Origin of the sequence: Amycolatopsis sp. NPDC101161 (assembly GCF_044768185.1) — a bacterium.
Taxonomy (GTDB): Bacteria; Actinomycetota; Actinomycetes; order Mycobacteriales; family Pseudonocardiaceae; genus Amycolatopsis.
Genome location: NZ_JBIWPI010000008.1, coordinates 38579 through 61229, shown reverse-complemented (window position 1 = coordinate 61229; position 22651 = coordinate 38579). Strand labels below are relative to the sequence as shown.

Below are 22651 nucleotides of genomic sequence, written 5' to 3'. Positions count from 1 at the left end.
ATCGACATGCCGACGTGCCGATCTTGGACAGCGCCGCCGGGTTCGTGGTCTGGTGCCCGGCATGGATGTCAGCAGACGAGGACTGTTCGGCGCGGGGGCCGCGGCGGCGGCGATCCTGGCGGGCGCCCCGGCGGCGGTCGCCGCCCCGGGTACGTCGGGGATGACGCTGCGGTGGTGGGGGAACAACGGCTGGGAGATCCGCATCGGGACGAAGACGGTCCTGATCGACCCGTGGCCGACCCGCTTCAAGACGGGGACGTACACCCCGGCGGGCGCGGACCCGCGCACGCCGCTGTCGGTGAACCGCGCGTTGATCGACGGCTACCTGGACCGTGGCTTCCTGCGCGCGGACCACATCCTGGTGACGCACGGCCACTACGACCACCTGACCGACGTCCCCTACCTGGCGAAACGCACCGGCGCGACGGTGCTGGGGACCGAGACCCATTTGAGTCTCATGGCGGCCCTGGGTGCTCCGGAGGACCAGCTGTCCCTCGCGACCGGCGGCGAAGACCTGACGTTCGACGGTTACTCGATCCGAGTGCTGCGGTCGTTGCACTCGGCGGTCGGGGCGCGGGCTCAGGTGCCCTTCCCGGGGACGCGGCCGCTGTCCCGCCGGGATCGGCCGCGGGTCATTGCGGACTTGGTCGAGGGCGGCACGCTGGCCTACGCGGTCACGGGCGGCGGGGCGAGCGTGCTGAACTTCGGCGGCTCGAACTACGTGGAGTCCGAGCTGACGGGGTTGCGCCCGGACGTGGTGCTGCTGCCGGTGGGCGGCTCGAAGGTGACCGGCTACGTCCCGCGGCTGCTGTCGGCCCTCGGCCACCCGAGGTACGTGGCGGCGACGCACTGGGACGACTTCGACCTGCCGCTCGGGCAGGCGCACGACCCCAACGGTGGCTTGGAGGTGCTGCGCAAGGCGGTGGCGGCAGCGAGCCCGGCGAGCGGGTTCGTGGTCCTGGACCACCTGGGGGAGTTCACCCCGTAGACGCGCCGAAGGCCCCCACCCGATCGAGGTGGGGGCCTTCGAAGAACACTCAGCCGCTCTTGCGGCGGAACGTCCGCTTGTTGGCCGCGGGCCCGTGGGCGTGCTGGTTCTTGCCGCCGCCGTTCTCGTGGGACGCTCCTGAGCGGGCGTGCGCCTGCTTGCGTTCGAGTGCCTCGCGGAACTTGCGCTTGACGTCGTCCTCCTCGCCGCTGGGCGACGGGGTCGGTTCACTCATGACTACCTCCGAAAACGACGACGTGTGACCACTCCAGCCTGGCAGCCGCGCACCCGCTTGGCGAGTCGATTTCAGCGTTTCGGGGACGGAACTCCGCCGAACTGCACCGACTTGCGCGTCAGGGGGCGGCCGCAGTGGTCGCACAGCAGGATCGGCCGCAGCCGGTTGCCGCACTCCACGTGGTGCAACGTGATGTCCGGCTCCTGGCCCGTCACCTCGAACCCGCGCGACCACTCCGCGATGAACGCCAGCGCCGGGAAGAACGCCAGCCCCTTCGCCGTCATCCGGTAGTCGCGCGCGTCCGTCCGCGTCGCCGCCGTGCCCGTCCGCAGGACGCCCACCTCGACCAGCTTGCTCAGCCGCGCCGACAGCACGCTCGGCCCGATCCCCAGCTCGCGCTCGAACTCCGAGAAGTGCCGGCAGCCGAGCAGCGCCGACACCAGCAGGCCCGTCGACCAGCGGTCGCCCAGCAGCTCCATCGTGTCGGGGAAGAACATCATCGGGTCGCCGGCCAGGGACTCCGCGTCCTTGCGGCGGAAGCGCTTGGACGCCGTCGCGGCCGCGACACCGGTGCTGTCCAGCCGCGACGCCCGCACGTCACGCGCGTCGACGCGACGCCCGCACGCCCCGCAGCCGAGGGGCGCTGATGTAGCCAGCTCGCAGTCGAGGTGGATCAGCGTCGGCAGCACCTCGCGGCGGCCTTCGACCCACTCGCGCTCCCACGCCCAGATCGAAATCAGCAGCGGCCACAGCTCCAGGCCGCGCTCGGTGAGCCGGTACTCGTGCCGCGTGCGGCGCGCGTCGCGGTACGGCACGCGCGTGAGCATGCCCGCGTCCACCATGTCCCGCAGGCGCCCGGACAACGCCGTCGGCGAGATGCCCAGCCGCAGCCGCAGCTCTTCGTACCGCCGGAAGCGCAGGAACAGGCTCTGCAAGATCAGCAACGTCCACTGGTCGCCGACCAGCTCGAGCGCCCGGCGGAGCGGATCCCCCGCCGGCCGGACGCGCTGTGCAGTCGCCTCGACCAAACCATCCCCCTTGTTACTAACGGCCTCAGAGTAGCACCTGACTACACCAAAAGAAGCCTATTGACAGCTGGGTACACAAATCATAGTCTCATCCCCATCAGCCAGCGCGGTGAGCCCGAGAGTCAGGGAGCAGCCCGATGACCAGCACCTCCGAACAGCCGCTGATGGTGGCCCGGACGGCGGACACCGGCGAGGAAAACCCCTACCTGCTCGGCGTCTACGCCCCGGTCGGCACCGAGATCGACGCCGAAGACCTGCAGGTCATCGGCGAGATCCCGAAGGATCTCAACGGCGTCTACCTGCGCAACGGCCCCAACCCGCGGTTCGCCCCGGAAGGCCGCTACCACTGGTTCGACGGCGACGGCATGATCCACGCCGTCCACCTGGAGAACGGCAAGGCGCGCTACCGCAACCGCTGGGTCCGCACGAAGGCCTTCGAGGCCGAGTCCGCGGCCGGCAAGGGCCTCTGGACCGGCGTCATGGAGAACCCGGCGGGCAACCCCTTCGGCAACAGCCACGGCCTGGGCCTCAAGGACAACGCCAACACCGACGTGATCTTCCACCGCGGCCGGATCCTCGCGACCTGGTACCTGTGCGGCTCGCCGTACGGCATCGACCCGCTCTCGCTGGAGACGCTCGGCGCCGAAGACTTCCTCGGCACGCTGGTCGGCGACATGATGGCCCACCCCAAGGTGGACGAGGCCACCGGCGAGCTGTTCTGGTTCGACTACGGCCCGCGTCCGCCCTACCTGCGCTACGGCGTGATCAGCGCGGACGGCCGGGTCGTCAAGACGACCGAGGTCGAGCTGCCCGGTCCGCGCCTGCCGCACGACATGGCCATCACCGAGCACCACGCGGTGCTGATGGACCTGCCACTGGTCCAAGACGCCGAAGCCGCGAAGCTGGGCCGCCACAAGCTGCACTTCGACCGTTCGATGCCGAGCCGCTTCGGCGTCATGCCACGCTACGGAGACGGTAGCCAGATCCGGTGGTTCGAAGCGAGCCCGTGCTACATCTACCACGTCGTCAACGCCTGGGAGCAGGGCGAAGAGGTCGTCCTCGACGTCTGCCGCGTGCGGAAGCCCGCCCCGCGGGCCGACGCGCACACGCCGCTCGCGAAGATGCTCTCCTACCTGCGTCTCGACGCCCAGCTGCACCGCTACCGCTTCAACCTGCGGACCGGCGCGTGCCGCGAGGCCCCGCTCGACGACGCCAACACCGAGTTCCCGACCGTCGACTCCCGAGCCGTCGGCCGGACGAACCGGTACTCCTACGCGGTGCACATCTCGCCCGAGTCGACGCTGAAGTTCGACGGGCTCGTGCGCTACGACAATCTTGCCGGCTCCAAGACCGAATACCGGTTCGGTCCCGGCCGGTGGGGCAGTGAGGCCCCGTTCGCACCCCGCGACGGAGCAGCCGCCGATTCGGCGGACGGTTATCTGGTGACGTTCGTGCAGGACGAGCGTGAGGGACGCTCGGAACTGGACATCTTCGACGCCGCCGATCTCGCTGCCGGACCCGTGGCCAGGGTCCTGCTTCCCCAGCGTGTCCCGCTCGGTTTTCACGCGACCTGGGTCCGGGCGGACCAGCTGGAAAACCTCCGTTCATGAGATGCCATCGAGAGGGTCGCGCCCGGGACTTCCGGGCGCGGGGATGGTGGAGTGCGGAGACGATCGACCGGCTCGTGAAGGAGCGGGTCAGTGCCGACCCGGAGGGTCTCGCGCTGGTCGATCCACCGAACACCGCCGCACTGGTCGGACGCGACCCGGTGCGGTGGACCTGGAACCGGCTCGACGAACGCGTCGACGTCCTGGCCGCGTTCCTGCTCGCCAGAGGGGTGCGAGCAGGCGACGTCGTGGCCGTGCAGCTGCCGAACTGCTCGGCCCTGGTCCAGGCGTTCCTCGCGATCGTGCGGATCGGCGCGATCGTCACCCCGTTCCCGGTGTCCTACCGGGAGCACGAACTCGGCCCGATGTGCCGGCGCACCGGGGCCGTGGGAGTGGTGACCGCATCCAGATACGGCGAGCACGAGCTCGCCGGGGCGGCCCTTGGGCTAATCGGCGCTGCGGCGCCGTCGGTCCGGTTCGTCGTCGCCCGGGGGGACGACGAACCGGCCGGCGCCCTGGCCTGGCCCGAAGACCCGCTTTCCGAAGCGGAGCGGTCCACTTTGGACTCGCACCTGACCGAAGCCGACGTGAACGACTGCGTCACGATCTGCTGGACGTCCGGCACCGAAGCCGAACCGAAGGCGGTCCCGCGCTGCCACGGCGACTGGCTCGCGACCGCGCGCGGCTGCGTCCAGGCCGCGGGGATGACCCGCGACGACGTCCTGCTGTCGCCGTTCCCGATGACGAACATGGCCGGCATCGGCGGGATGTTCCTGCCCTGGCTGCTGACCGGCGCCGTGTTCGTCCCGCACCACCCGTTCGACCTGCCGGTGTTCCTCGGCCAGCTCGCCGCCGAACGCGTGACGTACACGCTCGCGCCACCGGCGTTGCTGACCATGTTGCTGCACAACGAGAAGATCCTGTCCGGAGTGGACATCTCGGCGCTGCGCAAGATCGGGTCGGGCTCGGCGCCGCTCTCGCCGTGGCTCGTGCGCAGCTGGGCCGAGCGGTACGGCATCGACATCATCAACTTCTTCGGCTCCAACGAGGGCACCGCGCTGCTGTCCGGCCCGGCCGACATCCCGGACCCGGACCAGCGCGCGAGCTTCTTCCCGAACTACGCCTCCGACGTCACCTGGTCGACACCCGTCGCCGGCTGGACGTCGGTGCGGCTGCACGACCCGGTCACCGGCGAGCACGTGACCGAACCCGGGCGGCCCGGCGAGCTGCACATCGCCGGGCCGACGGTGTTCGCCGGCTACCTCACGCGGCTGGGCGAGCCCCTGGACACCTCGTCGTTCGACGAGGACGGGCACTTCGGTACCGGCGACGTCTTCGAGATCGCCGGCGACCGCGCGCAGTTCCTCAAGTACGTGGACCGGATGAAGGACCTGGTCATCCGCGGCGGCATGAACATCTCCCCGGCCGAGGTCGAAGGCCTGCTGGCCGGGCACCCGGACGTCGCCGACGTGGGGGTCATCGGCGTCCCGGACGACGTCATGGGGGAGCGGGTCTGCGCGGTCGTCGTGCCCGGCGCGCGCAAGCCGTCGCTCGACGAGCTGGTCGCGTACCTGCGCGAGAAGAAGGTGGCCGCGTTCAAGCTGCCGGAGCGGCTCGAGTACGCCGACGCCTTGCCCCGCAACCCGGTGGGGAAGATCCTGAAGCGGCAGCTGCGGAAAAGTCTGGAGTGAGGCCATGACGGTGTTCGTGCTGGGCGGGGCGCAGACCGACTTCGCGCGCAACTTCGCGAAGGAGGGGCGCGGGATCCTCGAGCTGTTCGCCGAGGTCGTGCCCGCCGCCCTCGCGGACGCCGGGGTGTCGGCTCGAGACGTCGGAGTCGCGCACGTCGGGAACCTCGCCGCCGAACTGTTCACCGGCCAGGCCCAGCTCGGCGGGTTGCTGGTTGCCGCGGTGCCCGAGCTGGACGGCGTCCCGTCGACCCGGCACGAAGCCGCGTGCGCGTCCGGCAGCACCGCCGTTCTCGCCGCGTGCGCGGACATCGAGGCGGGCCGCTATGACCTGGCGCTGGTCGTCGGCGTCGAACTGATGCGCAACGTCGACGGGCAGCGCGCGGCCGAGCACCTCGGGTCCGCCGCGTGGGCCGGGCACGAGGCCGTCGGCGCGAAGTTCCCGTGGCCCGCGTTGTTCGCCGACGTCGCTTCCGCGTACGACGAGCGGTACGGCCTCGATCCCGAGCACCTCGGGCAGTTCGCCGCGCACGCTTTCGGCCGCGCGGCCCGGAACCCGCTCGCCCAGGCCCGTGACTGGCGCTTCCCGGACGGCGCCTTCGGAACCGACGACGAGCTGAACCCGCTGATCGAAGGCCGCCTGCGCAAGCAGGACTGCGGCCGGATCACCGACGGCGCCGCCGCGGTCCTGCTGGCTTCGCCGGCGTTCGCCGAACGCCTCGGCGGCGGCTTCCCGCGCATCGCGGGCTTCGGGCACCGCACCTCCCACATCGGCCTGGCCGAGAAGCTGGCCGCGGACGGCGAGTACCTGTTCCCGCACCTGCGCGGCGCGGTCGTCGACGCCTACGACCGCGCCGGCGTGCCCGGGCCGGACGCGCTCGACGTCGTCGAACTGCACGACTGCTTCACGATCACCGGGCTCGTCGCGCTGGAGCACCTCGGCGCCGCACCGCCCGGCGGCGGGGGCGAGTTCATCGCCGGCGGCGGGCTCGACGCGGCCGGCGTCAACCCCGGCGGCGGCCTGATCGGGCTCGGCCACCCGGTCGGCGCGACCGGTGTCCGGATGCTGCGCGACGCGGCCCGGCAGGTGACCGGGACCGCGGGCGAAACGCAGGTCGAGGGCGCGCGGACGGCGTTGACGCTCAACGTCGGCGGCTCGTTCACCACGGTCGTCACGATGGTGGTCACCGCATGAGGCTTTCGGTGTCGCTGGGACTCTGGCAGGACCGCCCGCCGGAGGAAGCCCTCGAAACCGCGCGCGCCGCGGAGGCCGCCGGGTACCCGGAACTGTGGATCGGCGAGATGGCGACCTGGGACGCGTTCGCCTTGGGGACCGCGATCGGCGCGGCGACCTCCCGGATTTCGCTGACGTTCGGGCCGCTGGCGGTGACCGTGCGGGACCCGGCGACGATCGCGATGGGCGTCGCGTCGGTCGCGGCCCTGACCGGCCGGACCACCGGCGTCGCGCTGGGCACGTCCAGCGACGTCGTGGTGCGCGGCTGGCACGGCCGGTCCCGGGCTCGTGCCGCGACGGCGCTGGAGGAGTCGGCCATCGCCGTGCGGCAGCTGCTGGCCGGCGAGAAGTCCACTGTGGACGGATCAGTGGTCGGCTCGCGGGGGTACCGGCTGCGGCTGGCGGCGCCGAAGTCGCCGCTGACGATCGCCGCGTTCGGCCCGCGAGCCCTCGGCGTCGCCGCGCGGCACGCCGACCGGATGGTGGTCAACCTGGTCAGCCCGGCCGCCGCGGCTTCGTTGGTGCGGGGGCTGCGGGACGCGGCCGCGCGGGCGGAGGTGGCGCCGCCGCCGGTGGCCGCGTGGGTGGTCGGCGCGGTGGACCCGGGCCCCGCGGAGGTCGAGCAGCTGCGGCGCGGGGTGGTCGGCTACCTGGCGGCGCCGGGGTACGGCGAGATGTTCCGCGCGGCGGGCTTCGGCGAGCTGGTGGACTTCGCGCGCACCCGTCCGCACCCGCGCGAGCTGCTGGCGGCCGTGCCGGTGGAGGCCATCGCCGCGGTCGGCCTCGTCGGGTCCCGCGAAGACATCGCCGCGAAGGTGCGGGAGTACGCGGAAGCCGGGGTCGACGAGCTGGCGATCGTGCCCGCGACCAGCGATGACGATCCCGGTGGCGCGAAAACCCTCGCCGCGTGTCGATCCGCGGCCGGCTCGTTCGACGCGTAGGCATGACTGAGCCGACGAAGACCAAGAACCTCGACCAGAACGGGCGCCCGGAGCTGCCGTGGAGCCGGGCGCGCGACCTCCTCGCGACCCAGACCCCGCACGAAAACCTGACGTTCTTCGTCGGGACCGTCCGCCCCGACGGGCGGCCGCACGCCGCCGGCGTCGGCGCGATCTGGGTCGACGACGCCCTCTACTTCGTCAGCGGGGACGGCACGCGCCGGGCCCGCAACCTGGCGGCGAACCCGGCGTGCAGCGTCTCGGTGCGCTTGAAGGGGCTCGACCTCACCCTGGAGGGCGAGGCCGAGCGGATTTCCGATCCCGCCACCCTCGAGCGGGTGGCGGCTGTCTACCGCGAGGGCGGCTGGCCCGCGACGGTGTACGAAGGCGGCTTCAACGCGCCGTTCATGGCGCCGAGCGCGGGTCCCGCGCCGTGGTTCCTGTACCGGCTGGCGCCGAGCCGGGCGATCGGCGTCGCGGGCGCCGAGCCCCACGGCGCGTCCCGCTGGGACTTCACCCGCTGACCGCCGCGGCCACGACCGCGCCGATGTGCCGCATGCCGGTGGCGTTGGGGTGCAGCGGGGCCGCGACCGCCGTCGGGATCACGCTCTCGAACCACTTGACGCCGGGCAGCTTGCAGACGTCGTGCCCGATCGACGCCGTCCGGACGTCGACGTACCGCGCGTTGTGCGCGGCGGCCTGCCGGGCCAGGGCCGCGTTCGTCTTGTCGATGCTGCCCTGGATGTAGTTCGCGTCGCGCGGGGTCAGCGGCGCGACCGGCCAGCACCCGTTGTGCGGCAGGTAGGTGCCGTACCCGGCGACGAAGACGTCGGCGTTCGGCGCCTTCGCGTGGATCGCGTCCAGCAGCGCGCCCCACGTCGGCTCGAACGCGGCGATCTTCTCGGCCAGCTGGTCGTGGCCGCCGGCGGTGTAGCGGTCGACGCAGTCCGGGTTGATGCCCGGCAAGAGGTTGATGCAGCTGGTGGCGGCGCCGACCAGGCCGACGTCGTTGCCGCCGATGGTCACCGTGACGGTCTTCGTGCCCGCGCTCAGCGCGTCCAGCTGCGGCGGGACCGCGCCGGTTTCCGTCGACTGCGGCGCGTACATGTCCGCGGTCGTCGCGCCGGAGCACGTGACGTCCTTCAGCGGGACGCCCAGCCGCTGCGCGGCGACGTGCGGGTAGTTCGCGAGCGACCGCAGGCAGCCCGGGGACGAGAGGTCCGGGGGCGGGATCAGCGGACCGGCCGCCGCCGAGTCCCCCAGGGCGACGTACCCGCCGGTGGCCGCGGCCGCCGTGCCCGCGGTCGTCGCCAGCGCCGCGACCAGGATCGTGATGAACGCCGTTGTCCTCACTCGCACGCCGTCCTCCTTGACGTAGTGCTGATGGTTGGCTTCCGTGACACCATCGGCACCGAGGCTGCCCGGATTGACTGGGAATCCGGGCAGAGAACGAGGGGATCGGTTGTGACGGAGCACAAAGCCGGTGGCGACCTGATCCTCGGCGGCCAGCGCGTCCACGAGCGGCTGACCCGCGAGGAGCCGGAGCTGATCGCGCGGGTGCTGACGCGCATCCAGGAGCAGGTCGCCGACTACCGGCGGCTGCCGGTCGAGGAGCTGGCCGGCGACATCGCGCGGATCACCCGGCAGGCGGTGCGCGCGTTCGCCCGGAGCCTGCGCGAGGACCGGCAGCTCAACGACGCCGAGCTGCGGCAGATCGGCGCGTCCGCGGTGCGCCGGGCGGAAGAGGGCTTTCCGCTGGAGGCCGTGCTGACCGCGTACCACGTCGGCGCGCGGGAGATCTTCGCCGTCGGCTCGGCGGAGGCGGGCCGCGCGGACGTCGCCGACCTCCTCGACGTCGCCGACCGGGTGCTCGCGTTCGTCGGCACCATCACCGGCGCCGTCACGCGGGGCTACCTCGAGGAGCTGCGCACGAAGGTCGGGCAGGAGCACACCGCGCGTCGGACGCTGCTTTCGGTGCTGGCCGAGGGCGGCCCGGTCGACGGCGTCGCCCGCAGCGCCGGCCTCACGCTGCCCGCGCGGTACCTGGTGCTGAGCGTCGAGCTGGGGCCGCACGCCGACGAGGCGTCACCGGGCGTCGACGCCGGGATCGCGATCCGCCGGAAGCTGCGGCGGTTCCTGGCCGCGTTCGAACAGTCCTGCGGCGAGGGCGTCCTGGCGTCGCTGGACGGGCCGGGCGGGCTGGTGCTGCTGCCGCTGGCCGGCCGGCTCGCCGACGTGGCGGAGTGGCGGGCGCTGCTGGACACGGCCGGGCGCGCGGCGGGCGTCGACGTGCTGGCCGCGGCCGAGACGGCGGCGCCGTCCGAGGTCCGCGACGTGGCCGGGCGGACGGGGGAGGTCCTCGAGGTGCTGCGCTGGTTCGGGCGCCCGCCGGGGCTGTACCGGCTGGACGACGTCCTGGTGGAGTACCAGCTCACGCGCCCGGGCGCGGCCCGCGACCGGCTCGCGGCGGTGCTCGCGCCGCTGGACGCGCACCCGGAGCTGCTCGAGACGCTCGCGGCGTACCTGGAGCTGGACACGAACCGCCGCCGCACGGCGACCCGCCTGCACGTCCACCCCAACACGGTCGACTACCGGTTGCGGAGGGTGCGAGAGCTGACGGGCATCGACCCGCTGCACCCGGCGGGCCTGCCGCGGATCATCGCGGCGCTGGCGGCCCGGCGCGCTTCGGAGCCGCGGCGCGGGTGACCGGGGCCCCGCGCAGGTCATCGCGGCGTTCCGACGGGAGCGGAGGTGCCGCTTGCCGGCCCGGCGAGCCACTCGCGCGCGAGTGGTCGGGGCGCACCGGCCTCGGCGAGCCTTCCGAACGCGGTGAGGAACCCTTCAGTTCACCGGGCTCACCGTTCGCGGCGAGCCTTTCGATCGCGGTGGGAAACCCGTCAGTCCACTGGGCTGACCGGTCGCGGCGAGCCTCCCGATCCCGCGAAGACACCCTTCAGCTCACTGGGCTGACCGTGCGCGGCGAGCCTCCCGATCCCGCCCAGGCACCCCTCAGTTCGCCGGGCTCACCGTTCGGGGCGAGCCTCCCGATCCCGCCACGACACCCCTCAGTTCACCGGGCTGACCGTTCGCGGCGAGTCGACCGCGGCCGGGCGGCGAGGAGCCGGGATCCGGACCCGGGCCGGGCGCCGGGCGGTGCGCGCGGCCACCCCCGCCACCACCGCCGCCGCGAGGACGCCCGCTGCCAGCGCCGAAGCCGCGTCGAACCGCAGCTCCCCGGCCCGGCCCAGGACGAACCCCGAGTCCAGTGCCCACGCCACCACCGCGACCCCGATCGCGGCGGTGACCGAGCTCCAGAAGCCGGTCAGGAGCACCACCAGCCCGAGCGTGACCAGCGCGTACCACGGATTCCGCGTCGCCCCGGCGACGTCGGCCAGCACCACCGCGACCACCGCCGCCCCACAGCCGAACGGGAACCCGAAGCCACCACTCATGCCGTCCAGCCAAGCCCCGGCCCGGCCGGCGAGCATGATCCAGGACACATTCCCTACGCCCGGACCCCCGGATCTTGACGCGCTATTGACCCGTCACGCGCCCGATCGCCTCGACCAGCGCCGGCCACACCGCGCGCGGCAGGTTGTGCCCCATCCCCGGGATCACCAGCAGCTCCGCGCCCGGGATCGCCTCCGCCGTCGCCTTGCCGCCGCTCACGTCGATCAGCGGGTCGGCGTCGCCGTGGATCACCAGGGCCGGCAGCCGGACGTCGCGGAGCCTGGACGTGCGGTCGCCGGAGGCCACCACCGCCGCCGCGTGGCGCAGCGTGCCCACCGGGTGGCGAGCGCGGTCGTAGTGCAGCGTCGCCTTGGCCAGCAGGAACGCCTCGTCGTCCGGGTAGCCGGGGGAGCCGAGCTTCCGGTAGCCCTCGACGCTGTCGGCGAGCGCCTGCTCGCGGGTCGACGCGGGCGGGCGCGCCAGCAGCCCCAGCGCCCACGGCTCGGCCTGCCCGACCGCGGGGTCGCCGGTGGTCGACATGATCGACGTGACCGACAACAGCCGGTCCGGGTGGTCGATGGCCAGCTGCTGCACGATCATCCCGCCCATCGACGCGCCGACGACGTGCGCGCGGGTGATGCCGAGGGCGTCGAACAGCCCGACGGCGTCGTCGGCCAGGTCCGAGAGCAGGTACGGCGCCGTCGCCAGGTCGCCGGCGGCCAGCGCGGCCAGGTCCGGCGCGGGCAGGTGGTCGAGCCACGTCGAGAGCCCGACGTCCCGGTTGTCGTAGCGGACCACGAAGAACCCGCGGGCGGCGAGCAGCTCGCAGAAGCCGTCCTCCCAGGTGATCATCTGGGCGCCGAGCCCCATCACCAGCACCAGCGGCGGATTGTCCGGATCGCCGAAGGTGTCGTATTCGAGCTCGAGACCGTTGGCCTGTGCGCGTGCCATACCCCGATCCTGCCGTACCCCCGCGGCGCTGGCACGGGTCCCACTCGTGCGGTTACCGTTACCCCCCATGCCGACCTCATCCTCGGGCACGGGCCAGCGTCCGCGGTCGCGCGCCGCGGCGGGACTGCCGGCGCTCACGGCCGACCGGATCATCGACGCCGCGACGACCCTGACCGCCGAACGCGGCCTCGACAACTGGACGCTGCGGGAGCTCGCGCGCGCCGTCGAGGCCTACCCGGCGGTGATCTACCACCACGTCGGTGACCGGGACGCGGTGGTCAACGCCGTCGTCGACCGGGTGGTCGGCCTGCTCGAGCTGCCGGCCGGTGACCTGCCGTGGCAGGACTGGTTCACCGAACTGCTGGCCTCGCTGCGCGCGGTGCTGCGCACGTACCCCGGCTGCGCGCGGCGGCTCGCGTTGTTCGGCCCGTCGGTCCAAGCGGCGACGCGCAGCATCGACGCCGGTGTCGGCGTGCTGCTGAAGGCGGGCTTCGGCCGCGAAAGCGTGCTGGCGTACAACCTGCTGCTGATGACGGCGTGCCAGTTCGTCGCGATGGAAGACGACCGCGACGGCGCGCTCGCGCTGCGGATCGACAACACCGAGGAGTACGCCACCTACCGCGAACGAGCCGACCTGCCGGGCATGGCCGAACTCGGCGCGGCGATGCACGACCTGATGGGCGATCCCGACCTCGCGGCGGGCTACTACGCACAGCTGTACGACTACGCGGTCGGCCGGTGCCTCGACGGGCTGGCCTGCCGCCTCGGCGAACTGGGCGGATCGGGGTTGACAGCGACTTGACAGCGGCCCGGCGTACCGTGGACGTGCGTCGGCGGTTCGCCCGCTGACCCGGAGCCCCTGGCGCCCTCCTCCCCCTCGTGGCGCCGGGGGCTTCGGTCTACTCCGGACCGTTCGGGTGCGCCGGTTCCGCTTGGATCGCCGGGAAGATCTCGCCGACGAGCGTGACGAGCGACTTGGACAGCAGCAGGTGCACCTGGGCGCGGGTCAGGGATCCGCGCACGAGCCATTCCCGGCCGGCGGACTTCACCATCCCGCCGAACGCGCGCACGAGCGCGTTGAGCTCGGGGCCGTGCTCGCTCGCGCTGGAAAGCCCGACGGCTTCGAGCACGCGGTCGGCGGATTCGCGGTCGGCTTCTTCGAGGATGCGCTCGACTTCGAGGTCGCGCCCGATGCCTTCCGGCGCGATGGCGGCGAGCCACATCCGCTCCTGGCTGGTGACCATGTCGAGGAACCACTCGATGGCGACGTCGGCGCGCAGTTCGAGCGGCCCGTCGGGCAGGATCTCCACGGCCAGCCGCGGCACGGTCAGCGCGCGGCGGATGATTTCCAGGTACAGCTCGCGTTTCGTGCCGAAGTAGTGGTTGATCAACCCCCGCGCGACCCCGGCCGCCGCGGCGATGTCCGAAGTGGACACTTCGGAGTAGGGGCGTTCACCGAACAGCCGCGCCGCGCAAGCGTAGATCTGTTCCTTCCGTTCGTCCGGTTCCAGTCTTCGCCATCTCGGCGCCGGCTCGGTGTTCATGGTCCCATCGTCGCACGTGGGGTGGGGCGGGGCAGGGCAGTGGGCACGATGTCGGACGCCGATCCCCGATCGGGGCACGCTCAGTCCGGGAGAGTGATCGGAGCGAGGTCTTCGAAGAGGTCCCCGGGCCCCGGGTTCACCGGATCGGTTCCCCCGCCGAAGTGGTGCAGCACGCCCCAAACCGCGTTGAGCGCCGTCTGGACCGCGCCCTCCGCCCAGCCCGCCGTCCACGACACGTCGTCGCCCGCCAGGAAGAGCCCCCGGTACCGCGCCGGCAGCGAGTCCTGCATGAAGTGCGTGAACAGCCGGTGCTGGTAGCGGTAGTGCCCCGGCAGGTTCGCCTTGAACGCGCCCATGAAGTGCGGCTCCGCTTCCCACGACACCGTCACCGGGTCGCCGATGATGTGCCGCCGGACGTCCACGCCCGGGTAGATCTCGCGCAACGACTGCAACATCACCTCGACGCGCTCACCGACGGAAAGCGGCAGCCACTTCAGCGAGTCGTCGGCCCACGTGTAGGACAGGCAGATCACCGCGGGCGAGTCCGGGTCGGAGCCCAGCAGGTACGTCCCCCGCGGCATGCGGTCGGTGAGCGTCATGCTCATCGTGTCGCGGCCGGTCGCCGGGTCGGGGTCGAGCCAGAACGGCCGGTCCACCGGCACGAACACCTTCGACGACTCCATGTAGTGCGTGCGCTCGATCGCCGTCCAGTGGTCGATCGGGAACAGGGCCTCGTCGCACTCGATCTTGGACAGCAGCATCCAGCTCTGTGCCGTGAACACCGCCGCCGGGAACGTCCGGATGTGGCCGGAGGAGTCGGTCACCGTGATGTTGTTCGGCGCGGTCCGGTGCAGCCTCGTCACGCCGGGGCGCGGGCCGCCCTCGTGCAAGGACGCCAACGACGTTCCGGCGGGCCAGAAAGCGGTCTCCGCGGGCGCGTGCTCCCACAGCCGCAACGGGAGCTGCCGGCTGCCGCCGACGATGCTGCGGTGCTCGTCGTCGGCACCGGTGTAGACGACGCGCAGGATTTCCAGGATGGAGTTGGGGAAGTCGGTGTCCCAGCCACCGGTACCGAAGCCGACCTGGCCGAAGATCTCGCGGTGGCGGAAGGAAGCGAACGCGGGGGAGTCGCAGAGGAACCCGTAGAACGTCTGGTGGTCCAGCCGCGGGACGAGCTCGTTCCACAGCCGCTTGATCGTCTTCGCGTCGCGGTCGCGGATCGCCGTCTGCATCTCGGCGAACGACGCGTGCTCGGCCAGCGTCCGGTCCCACGCCGCGGCGACGTCGCGGAAGACCGCGGGCAGGTCCTCGGGCGTGCGCGCGTAGTGGCTCTGTCCTTTGAGGTCGACGACCGTGCTCGGCGTCCCCGGCGCCAGCGGGTTGGGGAACGGCGTCGTTTCGAGGCCGACCTTGTCGATGTAGTGGAACAGCGCGGTCGACGCGGGCGGGAAGCGCATCGCGCCCATCTCGGCGACGACGTCGTCCGGGCAGCCGGGGAACCGGACCGTGCGCAGCCGGCCGCCGAGTTCGGCGATTTCGTAGACCACCGGCCGCAAGCCCAGTTTCATCAGCTCGTACGCGGTGACGACGCCGGACAGGCCGCCGCCGATCACCGCGACCTCGGTGCCGTGCCGGTGGGCCGGGATCGCACCGAGCCCGGCGGGGTGGGCGAGGTAGTCGTCGTAGGCGAACGGGAAGTCGGGGCCGAACATGGTGATCGGGCGGCCCGCCGGTTCGTCGTGGTGGATCGCGGTGGGTAAGGCGGAGGTCATGCGGTGGTTCCTCGGTACAGTTCGGGCCGCCGGTCGGCCAGGTGGGTGTTCTCCAGCCGCGACGCGGTGAGCGCGTCGCGGGTGACTTCAGCGGTGATCAGCGCGGGACCCGCCCCGGCGCGGGTCAGCACTTCACCGGTCGGGGCGACGACGCAGGAGCGGCCGCAGTAGGTCAGCTCCTGTTCGACGTCACAACGGTTGGCGTAGGCAACGAACAGCTGGCTCTCGTAGGCCCGCGCCGGCACCAGCGTGTCCGCGACCAGCTCGTAGGGGCTCATGAGCGCGGTCGGCACGACCAGCAGTTCGGTGCCGGCCAGCGCGTGCGCGCGGACCAGTTCGGGGAACTCGACGTCGTAGCAGATCAGCAACCCGACCCGGACACCGGCGACGTCGGCCTGCACGACCGGCTCGTCGCCGGCGGTGAACCACGCCTTGTCGAGGTCGCCGAACAGGTGCGTCTTGCGGTAGTTCGCGCGCCGCCGCCCGGACGCGTCGACGAGCTGGACGCTGTTGTGGACGGTCCCGCCGTCGGACTCCGGGTAGCCGTACACCAGCGCGGTGCCGGTTTCCTTTGCCAGAGCGGACATCTTCGCCGCCGTCGGTCCGTCGGCGGGCTCGGCGAGTTCGTGCGTCCGCGCGCCGATGTGGTAGCCGGTGGTGCTCATCTCGGCCGTGACGACGAGGTCGGCGCCGGCCGCGCGGACCGCGTCCGGCAGCGCGTCGACCGGGCCCTGGTGGATCGCGACCCTCATGCCAGCCTCGACCGCCGGATCCCGTAGCCGAAGTAGATCAGCAGGCCCAGGGCCATCCAGCCGCCGAAGACGACCCAGGTGGCGCCGTCGAGGCTGAACATCATGTAGCCGCAGCAAAGCACGCCGAGGATCGGTGTCACCGGCGAGAACGGCACGCGGAACGAGCGCGGCCGGTCGGGCTGGCGCCGGCGCAGCAGCAGGACGGCGATGTTGACCAGCAGGAACGCGAACAGCGTCCCGATGCTGGTGGCGTCGGCGAGCTTGCCGAGCGGGATGAACGCGGCCAGGGCGGCGACGAAGGCCGAGACGACCAGCGTGTTGATCCGCGGCGAGCCGGACTTGGCGTCCACTTTGGACAGCGACTTCGGCACCAGGCCGTCGCGGGACATCGCGAACAGGATGCGCGTCTGTCCGTACAGGACGGTCAGCACGACGCTGGAGATCGCCACGATCGCGCCGACGGCGAGCAGGCCGGCCCAGAAGGGGTTCCCCGACACGACGCTCAGCACGTGCGACAGCGCGGCTTCCTGGCCGTCGAACTGCTGCCACGGCAGCGCGCCGACGGCGGCCACGGCGACCAGGCAGTAGAGCACGGTGACGATGCCGAGCGAGAGCAGGATCGCCCGCGGCAGGTCGCGCTGCGGGTTCTTCGCCTCCTCGCCCGCGGTCGACGCGGCGTCGAACCCGATGTAGGAGAAGAACAGCTTCGCGCCGCCGGCACTCATCCCGGCCAGCCCGAGCGGCAGGAACGGCGAGAAGTTCCGCGCCTGCACCGCCGTGAACGCGATCGCGCAGAACAGCACCAGCGTGCCGATCTTGACCGCGACCATGACGGCGTTGGCCCGCGCGCTCTCCTTGGCGCCGGACAGCAGCAGGAACATCGCCAGCACCACGACGACGATGGCGGGCACGTTGACGATCCCGCCCGACCCCGGCGGCTGGCTCAGCGCGTCCGGGATGGCGAAGCCGAAGGCCAGCCGCAGCAGCTCGTTCAGGTACTGCCCCCACCCGACGGCGACCGAAGCGACCGAGACGCCGTATTCGAGCACCAGGCACCACCCGCAGACCCAGGCGACCAGTTCGCCGAGCGTCGCGTACGCGTAGGAGTAGGACGAACCGGACAGCGGGATCATGCCGGCGAGCTCGGCGTAGGAGAGTGCGGAGAACAGCGCGGTGACGCCGGCGAGCACGAACGACAGCACCACCGCGGGCCCGGCCACCGGGACGGCTTCGCCGAGCACGACGAAGATCCCGCTGCCCAGCGTCGCGCCGATGCTCAGCGTGGTGAGCTGCCCGAGCCCGAGCGACCGCTTCAACGTGCCATGATCACTTTCGGCGACCAGATCGGCGACCGGTTTCCGCCGCACCGTCGCGGCCCGCAGATTCATGCCGACGACGGTATCTGCCGTTCCTGGCACGCAAAACAGGGGAACATTGCGCGTACAGATGAATCACAGGTGATTCATTGCACAGCGAGTGCGAATCATGGCGAATCGTTCCGGTGACCGGCCGGGAGCAGCACCGTGAACGTCGGCGGATCCGGCCGGCTCAGCCGCAACCGGCCGCCCTCGGCCTCCGCGAGGCTCCGGGCGAGGCGCAGCCCGATGCCGTGGCCGGAGGGCGCGGTCGCGAACGGGTCGGTTTCGCCGAGGTCGGGGCCTTCGTCCGCGACGTCGATGGCCAGCGCGTCGCCCGCGTCGCGGGCCACCACCGTCACGGTGCCGCGGCCGTGCGTCGCCGCGTTGTCCAGCAGCACCCCGAGGACCTGGCGGACCGCCGCGGCCGCCACCCGCGCCGTCGGCGGGTCCTCGCGGGTGATCCGCAGCGCGCGTCCCTGCGGGCCGAGCACCGCCTCGCCCGCCTGCCGGATCTCCTCCAGGAGGGCGTCGAGGTCGAGCTCGGCCTGCGGCGCCCGGCGCTCCCGGCCCAGCGCCAGGAGGTCCTCGATGGTGCGTTCCAGCCGGTCGGCGGACGCGATCCCGGCGCGGATCGCCGCGTACGGGTCCGCGGCCGGCGTCTCCAACGCGGCTTCGAGCTGCAGGCGCAGCCCGGTCAGCGGGTTCCGCAGCTGGTGGGACGCCTCCGCGGAGAACGCGCGCTCGCGCTCGAGGGTCTCGCCGATGCGTTCCGCGGTGGCGTCCAGCGCCTCGCCGACCCGGTCGATCTCGGCGATCCCGGCCCGGGGGCCACGGGCGGTGAAGTCGCCGTCGCCGAGGCGCCCGGCCGCGGCGGCCAGCTCCTCCAGCGGCCGGACCAGCCGGGTCGTGAACCGCCGGGCCAGCAGCCAGCTCACCCCGATCGCCGCGATCGCGAGCCCGACCATGCCGAGCCAGGTCAGCGCGACCCGCATCCGCAGCTCCGCCATCGGCTGCGCCGCGCGGACCACGCCGGTCACCCGGGTGCCGCTGAGCACCGGCACCGCCAGCACCACGTCGTCGGCTTCGCGGCCGAGGACGACGTCCACGGTCGCACTCGCCGCCTGCCGCTCGACCGCGCCGCCGACGGCGGGGCCGTTCCCGGCGAGCAGCCGGGCGTCCGGGCCGTAGATCCCGACCACGCCGCCGACCTCGTCGTCCGCCCGGTCGAGCGGCGGCAGGGTCGGTGTCCGGCCGGCGGTCAGGTCGCCCGACACGGCGAGCGCGACGGTGTCCGCGGCCCGCTCCAGGTCACCCTTGGTGTCGTCGCGGTAGTACTGCATCACCGCGATGCCCAGCGGCAGCGCGAACAGCACGATCGCGACCAGCGCGGCCAGCATGGTCAGGGAGATGATCCGGCGGCGCACGGCTACCCTTCGGCGACGGTCCGGGCCGGGTCTTCCAGCCGGTACCCGTGGCCCCGCAGGGTGGCGATCCGGGGCACCTCGACCCCGGGGCCGGCCGCCGACGCGAGCTTGCGGCGCACCGCCGCGATGTGCACGTCGAGGGTCTTGGTGGAGCCGTACCAGTGCGCGTCCCAGACCTCGGACATCAGCGTCTCGCGGCTGACGGCGACGCCCGGTTGCTCGGCCAGCCGCGCCAGCAGGTCGAACTCCTTCGCCCGCAGCACGACCTCCTGGCCGCCCACGGTGGCGCGGCGGCCCGCGATGTCGACGGTCAGGCCGCCGACGGTCACCGGCGGCCGGGCCCCGGCCGGCGCGCCGCGGCGCAGGTGCGCGCGCACCCGGGCCAGCAGCTCGCCCAGCCGGATCGGCTTGGTCAGGTAGTCGTCGGCACCGGCGTCGAGGCCGACGACGACGTCCATCTCCTCCTGCCGGGCGGTGAGGATGACCAGCACGGTGGCCGGCAACGCGGTCCGCAGGCGGCGGCAGACCTCGACGCCGTCGAGGTCGGGCAGGCCGAGGTCGAGCAGCACCAGGTCGAATTCGCCGGCCTCGGCGGCCTGCAGGGCCGTGCGGCCGTCGCGGCGCCAGCACACCTGGTAACCGTGCAGTCGCAGAGTCGATTCGAGCACGCTGCCGATCGCCGCGTCGTCTTCCACCACCAGCAGGTTCGGCATGCGGGGAGCCTAACCAACGACCCACCGGATTCCCGATGACTGTGGCCTATTCCGCCCGCGTCCCGAGGCCGATCTGCGATATCCGCAGTGCGGCACCGGCCACGGCTTCGGTAAACGCAGCGACTTCGGCGGGTCCGAACCGGCTGCTCGGTCCCGTGACCGCGAGCGCCGCCAAGACGCGCCCGTCACCGTCGTGCACGGGCGCGGCGACGCTGGACGCGCCGGCTTCCGGCTCGCCGTGGCTGACCGCGGCTCCTTCGGCACCGTCGAGCACCCGCCCGGCGGCCCCGAAGCCGAGGGGCAGCTCGTCGCCGACGCGCCCGACGTGCCGGATGGCCAGCGGGCCTTCCTGCTGGGCCACGCAGACCAGCACACCGGTGCTGCGGACGTAGAGGTTGACCGTCTCGCGGCACTCCTGCGCCAGCTCGCGCAGCACCTGGCGAACGGGCTCGGGCAGCTGCCACGCGGTGTTCGCCAGCTGCGCCCACCGAAGCATCCCGGGCCCGACGGTGATCCGCCCGTCCGGCCGCGTCCAGAGCAGGCCGCGCTGCTCACAGGTGGCGACCAGCCGCAGCACGGTGGTCTTCGCCAGGCCGCTGGCGGCGGTGAGGTCCTTGACCGCCCAGGTCCGCCGGTGTTCGGTGAAGAGGGCGAGCAGGTCGAACGCGCGGAGCACGCTGCGGACGGACCCGTCGTCGTCTGCTTTCATCGAGCGACCCCCGTCCGCCTGGTGGTTCCAGCGTACCGCCAGGCGGACCGGTTCAGGCCACGTGTCGCTCGAACGCCGCAACGGTCTCCGCCAGTACCTCCGCGCCCGGGCGGGCCCACAGGTCGGCGTTGAAGACCTCCACCTCGATCGGGCCGGTGTATCCCGCGGCCGCGACCGCCGCGCGAGGGCAGTGGGCGACGGGCCGGCGGCCCTTGGCGTCCTGCCGGGGCGGTGCTGACGTGGTCAGGCCACGTGTCGCTCGAATGCCGCAACGGTCTCCGCCAGTACCTCCGCGCCCGGGCGGGCCCACAGGTCGGCGTTGAAGACCTCCACCTCGATCGGGCCCGCGTACCCCGCCGCCTCGACCGCCGCGCGCAGGTGGCGGTGGTCGATCGGGCCGTCGCCCGGCAGGGCTCGCCCCAGCAGGGGGTCCGGCAGCGGCACCAGCACGTCGCACACGTGGAACCCGGCGATCCGGCCGGCGGCCGCCGCGATCGACGCCTCGATCCGCGGGTCCCACCAGACGTGGAACTCGTCGATGATCACCCCCACCTGCTCGGCCGGGTGCTCGGCCGCGATCGCCAGCGCCTGGTCCACAGTGGACAGCACCGACCGGTCCGCGCACTGCATCGGGTGCAGCGGTTCCAAGCCGAGCCGCACGCCGCGTTCACCCGCGTACGGCGCCAGCTCGCCCACGGCGTCCGCGACCCGCTGCCGGGACGCGGCGAGGTCGTTGCCCGCGATCCCGCCCACGACCAGCACGAGCACGCCGGCGCCCAGCGCGGCCGCCTCGTCGATCGCCTCGCGCGTCTGCGCCACACCGTCCACAGGGGACCCGTCCGGCGTCACGCCGGTGAAGAACCCGCCGCGGCACAACGACGAAACCCGCACCCCGTGGTCCTTCAGCAGCCGCGCGGCCGCGTCGACGCCGGTTTCCGCGACCTTGTCCCGCCACAGCCCGATCCAGCCGACGCCGGCCGCGGCGCAGCCCGCCACCGCCTCCGGCAGCGACCACGCCTTCGTGGTGATCTGGTTGAGGCTGAACCGCGGGTCCATCACGCCACCCCCGCGACCCGCAGCAGCGGCCGCATCCGCGCGACGGCCAGGTCGGGGTCGGCGAGCACGCCCGCTTCGTCGGCCAGCCGCAGCAGCGTGGCCAGGTGCGTGATCGTGCGCGCCGACTCGCTCCCGGCGAGCATCCGGAAGTGCTCTTGATGACCGTTCAACCAGGCGAGGAAGACGACGCCGGTCTTGTAGTGCCGGGTCGGGGCGCGGAAGATCTCGCGCGCCAGCGGGACGGTCGGGTCGAGCAGGGCCGCGAACCCGGCCCGGTCGCCTTCGTCGAGACGGGCCAGCGCCGCCGCGGCCACCGGCGCGATCGGGTCGAAGATCCCCAGCAGGGCCTCGCTGTGCCCCTGCTCGTCACCCGCGATGAGCCGCGGGTAGTGGAAGTCGTCGCCGGTGTAGCAGGCGACGCCGGCGGGCAGCGCGCGCCGGAACTCGGTCTCGACCTCGGCGTCCAGCACCGAGACCTTGACCCCGGCGATCGTGCCCGCGTGCTCGGCGCAGAGCGCGGCGAGCTCCCGGGCCGCCGCGCGGACGTCGTGGTGGCCCCAATAGCCGGCCAGCGCCGGGTCGAACTGCTCGCCCAGCCAGTGCAGCAGGACCGGCCCGCTCGCCTCGGACAGCAGCTTCCCGTAGGCCGCGTGGTAGTCGTCCGGGCCCGTGGCCGCCGCGGCGAGCGCCCGGCTCGCCATGACGACCGGAACCGCGCCCGCGCCGCCGACCAGGTCCAGCTGCGCGCGCCAGGCGTCCACAATGGACGCCGGGGTGGCCGGACCCGCGGGCAGCTGGTCGGTGCCGACGCCGGCGCACCACCGGCGGCCCCCGGCGACCGCGCCGGTGCGCGTCACGAGCTCTCGGGTGGCCGCCCAGTCGAGACCCATTCCGCGCTGCGCGGTGTCCATCGCCTCCGCGACGCCGAGCCCGCACGACCAGACGTGCTCGCGGAAGGCCAGCGTGGTGTCCCAGTCGATCGCGCCGGGTTCGTCGGCGAGCGCGTCCGCGACGACGTGCACGGCGGCGTAGGCGATCCGCGACGACGGCGGGGTGCCCGGCGGCGCGGGCCGCGGCGGGCCGGCCGGCGACCAGTTCACGAGCCCGCCGCCGGGAACCGGGAGCACGAGCATCGGATGACCTCCGCGAGAGTCAGAAAGCGCTTTCTCAATTCCACGGTAGGGCCCGTGCCGGAGCACGACAA

The 22651-nt window shown here is 72.8% G+C and carries 22 protein-coding genes and 1 pseudogene; 8 read left to right on the top strand and 15 right to left on the bottom strand.

Annotated features, from left to right (window positions below; all coding sequences use genetic code 11):
- The first annotated feature begins 61 nt into the window (after window positions 1–61).
- Window positions 62–988 carry an MBL fold metallo-hydrolase gene (locus tag ACIRSS_RS46825; RefSeq protein ID WP_400907954.1) on the top strand — a complete coding sequence of 309 codons (927 nt, stop codon included), beginning with the start codon at window positions 62–64 and terminating at the stop codon, window positions 986–988.
- 49 nt (window positions 989–1037) lie between these two features.
- Here the strand turns inward: ACIRSS_RS46825 and ACIRSS_RS46820 are convergent, their stop codons facing one another.
- A complete protein-coding gene (locus ACIRSS_RS46820; RefSeq protein ID WP_086858770.1) occupies window positions 1038–1223 on the bottom strand; it encodes a DUF5302 domain-containing protein in 186 nt (61 codons plus the stop codon).
- A gap of 71 nt (window positions 1224–1294) precedes the next feature.
- Window positions 1295–2251: a winged helix-turn-helix transcriptional regulator gene (locus ACIRSS_RS46815; RefSeq protein ID WP_400907951.1), complete on the bottom strand. Its 957-nt coding sequence runs from the start codon at window positions 2249–2251 to the stop codon at window positions 1295–1297.
- Window positions 2252–2388: 137 nt separating this feature from the next.
- Between ACIRSS_RS46815 and ACIRSS_RS46810 the strand changes: the two genes are divergently transcribed.
- Genes ACIRSS_RS46810 through ACIRSS_RS46790 form a run of 5 tightly spaced genes read left to right on the top strand, consistent with a single transcriptional unit; the run spans window position 2389 to window position 8242 of the window.
- Entirely contained in the window at window positions 2389–3861 is a 1473-nt protein-coding gene (locus tag ACIRSS_RS46810; RefSeq protein ID WP_400907949.1) for a carotenoid oxygenase family protein, read from the top strand.
- On the top strand, window positions 3858–5549 hold the full coding sequence (locus ACIRSS_RS46805) for a class I adenylate-forming enzyme family protein (RefSeq protein ID WP_400907946.1): 1692 nt from the start codon (window positions 3858–3860) through the stop codon (window positions 5547–5549). The genes ACIRSS_RS46810 and ACIRSS_RS46805 overlap by 4 nt, the downstream gene beginning before the upstream one ends.
- Window positions 5550–5553: 4 nt before the next feature.
- Entirely contained in the window at window positions 5554–6741 is a 1188-nt protein-coding gene (locus ACIRSS_RS46800; protein WP_400907944.1) for an acetyl-CoA acetyltransferase, read from the top strand.
- The gene (locus tag ACIRSS_RS46795; RefSeq protein ID WP_400907943.1) at window positions 6738–7721 is read left to right on the top strand and encodes an LLM class F420-dependent oxidoreductase; all 984 of its coding nucleotides are present in this window, start codon (window positions 6738–6740) and stop codon (window positions 7719–7721) included. Before ACIRSS_RS46800 ends, ACIRSS_RS46795 begins: the two co-directional genes overlap by 4 nt.
- A 2-nt stretch (window positions 7722–7723) precedes the next feature.
- Window positions 7724–8242 (top strand): pyridoxamine 5'-phosphate oxidase family protein, encoded by a 519-nt coding sequence (locus ACIRSS_RS46790; RefSeq protein WP_400907941.1) that lies wholly within the window; start codon window positions 7724–7726, stop codon window positions 8240–8242.
- Here the strand turns inward: ACIRSS_RS46790 and ACIRSS_RS46785 are convergent.
- A complete protein-coding gene (locus ACIRSS_RS46785; protein ID WP_400908813.1) occupies window positions 8232–9071 on the bottom strand; it encodes an SGNH/GDSL hydrolase family protein in 840 nt (279 codons plus the stop codon). The two genes, ACIRSS_RS46790 and ACIRSS_RS46785, sit on opposite strands and share 11 nt — an antisense overlap.
- 111 nt (window positions 9072–9182) lie before the next feature.
- Here ACIRSS_RS46785 and ACIRSS_RS46780 point away from each other — a divergent pair, with 111 nt between their 5' ends.
- Window positions 9183–10424, top strand: coding sequence for a PucR family transcriptional regulator (locus tag ACIRSS_RS46780; protein ID WP_400907939.1), 1242 nt, complete (start codon window positions 9183–9185; stop codon window positions 10422–10424).
- Between the two features lie 359 nt (window positions 10425–10783).
- Here ACIRSS_RS46780 and ACIRSS_RS46775 read toward each other — a convergent pair whose 3' ends face one another.
- Entirely contained in the window at window positions 10784–11218 is a 435-nt protein-coding gene (locus ACIRSS_RS46775; RefSeq protein ID WP_400907936.1) for a hypothetical protein, read from the bottom strand.
- A 34-nt stretch (window positions 11219–11252) separates the two neighbouring features.
- Window positions 11253–12119, bottom strand: coding sequence for an alpha/beta fold hydrolase (locus tag ACIRSS_RS46770; RefSeq protein ID WP_400907934.1), 867 nt, complete (start codon window positions 12117–12119; stop codon window positions 11253–11255).
- Window positions 12120–12186: 67 nt separating this feature from the next.
- Between ACIRSS_RS46770 and ACIRSS_RS46765 the strand changes: the two genes are divergently transcribed.
- A complete protein-coding gene (locus ACIRSS_RS46765; RefSeq protein WP_400907932.1) occupies window positions 12187–12921 on the top strand; it encodes a TetR/AcrR family transcriptional regulator in 735 nt (244 codons plus the stop codon).
- A 97-nt stretch (window positions 12922–13018) separates the two neighbouring features.
- On the opposite strand, the gene ACIRSS_RS46760 is transcribed toward ACIRSS_RS46765, so the two are convergent.
- The 10 genes and pseudogenes from ACIRSS_RS46760 to ACIRSS_RS46715 form a co-directional block, all read right to left on the bottom strand.
- Window positions 13019–13663, bottom strand: coding sequence for a TetR/AcrR family transcriptional regulator (locus ACIRSS_RS46760; RefSeq protein WP_400907930.1), 645 nt, complete (start codon window positions 13661–13663; stop codon window positions 13019–13021).
- Between the two features lie 80 nt (window positions 13664–13743).
- The gene (locus ACIRSS_RS46755) at window positions 13744–15435 is read right to left on the bottom strand and encodes a flavin monoamine oxidase family protein (RefSeq protein ID WP_400907928.1); all 1692 of its coding nucleotides are present in this window, start codon (window positions 15433–15435) and stop codon (window positions 13744–13746) included.
- Complete coding sequence (locus ACIRSS_RS46750) at window positions 15432–16187, bottom strand: carbon-nitrogen hydrolase family protein (protein WP_400907925.1); 756 nt, start codon at window positions 16185–16187, stop codon at window positions 15432–15434. The genes ACIRSS_RS46755 and ACIRSS_RS46750 overlap by 4 nt, the downstream gene beginning before the upstream one ends.
- The gene (locus ACIRSS_RS46745) at window positions 16184–17575 is read right to left on the bottom strand and encodes an amino acid permease (RefSeq protein WP_400907922.1); all 1392 of its coding nucleotides are present in this window, start codon (window positions 17573–17575) and stop codon (window positions 16184–16186) included. Before ACIRSS_RS46745 ends, ACIRSS_RS46750 begins: the two co-directional genes overlap by 4 nt.
- A gap of 95 nt (window positions 17576–17670) precedes the next feature.
- The gene (locus ACIRSS_RS46740; protein WP_400907919.1) at window positions 17671–18969 is read right to left on the bottom strand and encodes a sensor histidine kinase; all 1299 of its coding nucleotides are present in this window, start codon (window positions 18967–18969) and stop codon (window positions 17671–17673) included.
- Between the two features lie 2 nt (window positions 18970–18971).
- Window positions 18972–19682 carry a response regulator transcription factor gene (locus ACIRSS_RS46735; RefSeq protein WP_400907916.1) on the bottom strand — a complete coding sequence of 237 codons (711 nt, stop codon included), beginning with the start codon at window positions 19680–19682 and terminating at the stop codon, window positions 18972–18974.
- 46 nt (window positions 19683–19728) lie between these two features.
- Complete coding sequence (locus ACIRSS_RS46730) at window positions 19729–20391, bottom strand: IclR family transcriptional regulator (RefSeq protein ID WP_400907913.1); 663 nt, start codon at window positions 20389–20391, stop codon at window positions 19729–19731.
- A 52-nt stretch (window positions 20392–20443) separates the two neighbouring features.
- A pseudogene (locus ACIRSS_RS46725) lies at window positions 20444–20560 on the bottom strand (sugar phosphate isomerase/epimerase); the annotation flags it as partial.
- Between the two features lie 74 nt (window positions 20561–20634).
- Window positions 20635–21447, bottom strand: a complete 813-nt coding sequence (locus ACIRSS_RS46720) for a sugar phosphate isomerase/epimerase family protein (protein ID WP_400907911.1) — start codon at window positions 21445–21447, stop codon at window positions 20635–20637.
- Entirely contained in the window at window positions 21447–22580 is a 1134-nt protein-coding gene (locus ACIRSS_RS46715; protein WP_400907908.1) for a DUF993 family protein, read from the bottom strand. Before ACIRSS_RS46715 ends, ACIRSS_RS46720 begins: the two co-directional genes overlap by 1 nt.
- Between the last annotated feature and the right edge of the window lie 71 nt (window positions 22581–22651).

Excerpts from the sequence above, each read along its gene's own strand:
- ACIRSS_RS46760 (WP_400907930.1), bottom strand. The coding sequence starts at position 13,663 with ATGAACACCGAGCCGGCGCCGAGATGGCGAAGACTGGAACCGGACGAA.
- ACIRSS_RS46715 (WP_400907908.1), bottom strand. The coding sequence starts at position 22,580 with ATGCTCGTGCTCCCGGTTCCCGGCGGCGGGCTCGTGAACTGGTCGCCG.
- ACIRSS_RS46820 (WP_086858770.1), bottom strand. The coding sequence starts at position 1,223 with ATGAGTGAACCGACCCCGTCGCCCAGCGGCGAGGAGGACGACGTCAAG.
- ACIRSS_RS46755 (WP_400907928.1), bottom strand. The coding sequence starts at position 15,435 with ATGACCTCCGCCTTACCCACCGCGATCCACCACGACGAACCGGCGGGC.
- ACIRSS_RS46800 (WP_400907944.1), top strand. The coding sequence starts at position 5,554 with ATGACGGTGTTCGTGCTGGGCGGGGCGCAGACCGACTTCGCGCGCAAC.
- ACIRSS_RS46790 (WP_400907941.1), top strand. The coding sequence starts at position 7,724 with ATGACTGAGCCGACGAAGACCAAGAACCTCGACCAGAACGGGCGCCCG.
- ACIRSS_RS46720 (WP_400907911.1), bottom strand. The coding sequence starts at position 21,447 with ATGGACCCGCGGTTCAGCCTCAACCAGATCACCACGAAGGCGTGGTCG.
- ACIRSS_RS46795 (WP_400907943.1), top strand. The coding sequence starts at position 6,738 with ATGAGGCTTTCGGTGTCGCTGGGACTCTGGCAGGACCGCCCGCCGGAG.
- ACIRSS_RS46745 (WP_400907922.1), bottom strand. The coding sequence starts at position 17,575 with ATGAATCTGCGGGCCGCGACGGTGCGGCGGAAACCGGTCGCCGATCTG.
- ACIRSS_RS46810 (WP_400907949.1), top strand. The coding sequence starts at position 2,389 with ATGACCAGCACCTCCGAACAGCCGCTGATGGTGGCCCGGACGGCGGAC.
- ACIRSS_RS46735 (WP_400907916.1), bottom strand. The coding sequence starts at position 19,682 with ATGCCGAACCTGCTGGTGGTGGAAGACGACGCGGCGATCGGCAGCGTG.
- ACIRSS_RS46770 (WP_400907934.1), bottom strand. The coding sequence starts at position 12,119 with ATGGCACGCGCACAGGCCAACGGTCTCGAGCTCGAATACGACACCTTC.
- ACIRSS_RS46730 (WP_400907913.1), bottom strand. The coding sequence starts at position 20,391 with ATGAAAGCAGACGACGACGGGTCCGTCCGCAGCGTGCTCCGCGCGTTC.
- ACIRSS_RS46750 (WP_400907925.1), bottom strand. The coding sequence starts at position 16,187 with ATGAGGGTCGCGATCCACCAGGGCCCGGTCGACGCGCTGCCGGACGCG.
- ACIRSS_RS46825 (WP_400907954.1), top strand. The coding sequence starts at position 62 with ATGGATGTCAGCAGACGAGGACTGTTCGGCGCGGGGGCCGCGGCGGCG.
- ACIRSS_RS46805 (WP_400907946.1), top strand. The coding sequence starts at position 3,858 with ATGAGATGCCATCGAGAGGGTCGCGCCCGGGACTTCCGGGCGCGGGGA.
- ACIRSS_RS46765 (WP_400907932.1), top strand. The coding sequence starts at position 12,187 with ATGCCGACCTCATCCTCGGGCACGGGCCAGCGTCCGCGGTCGCGCGCC.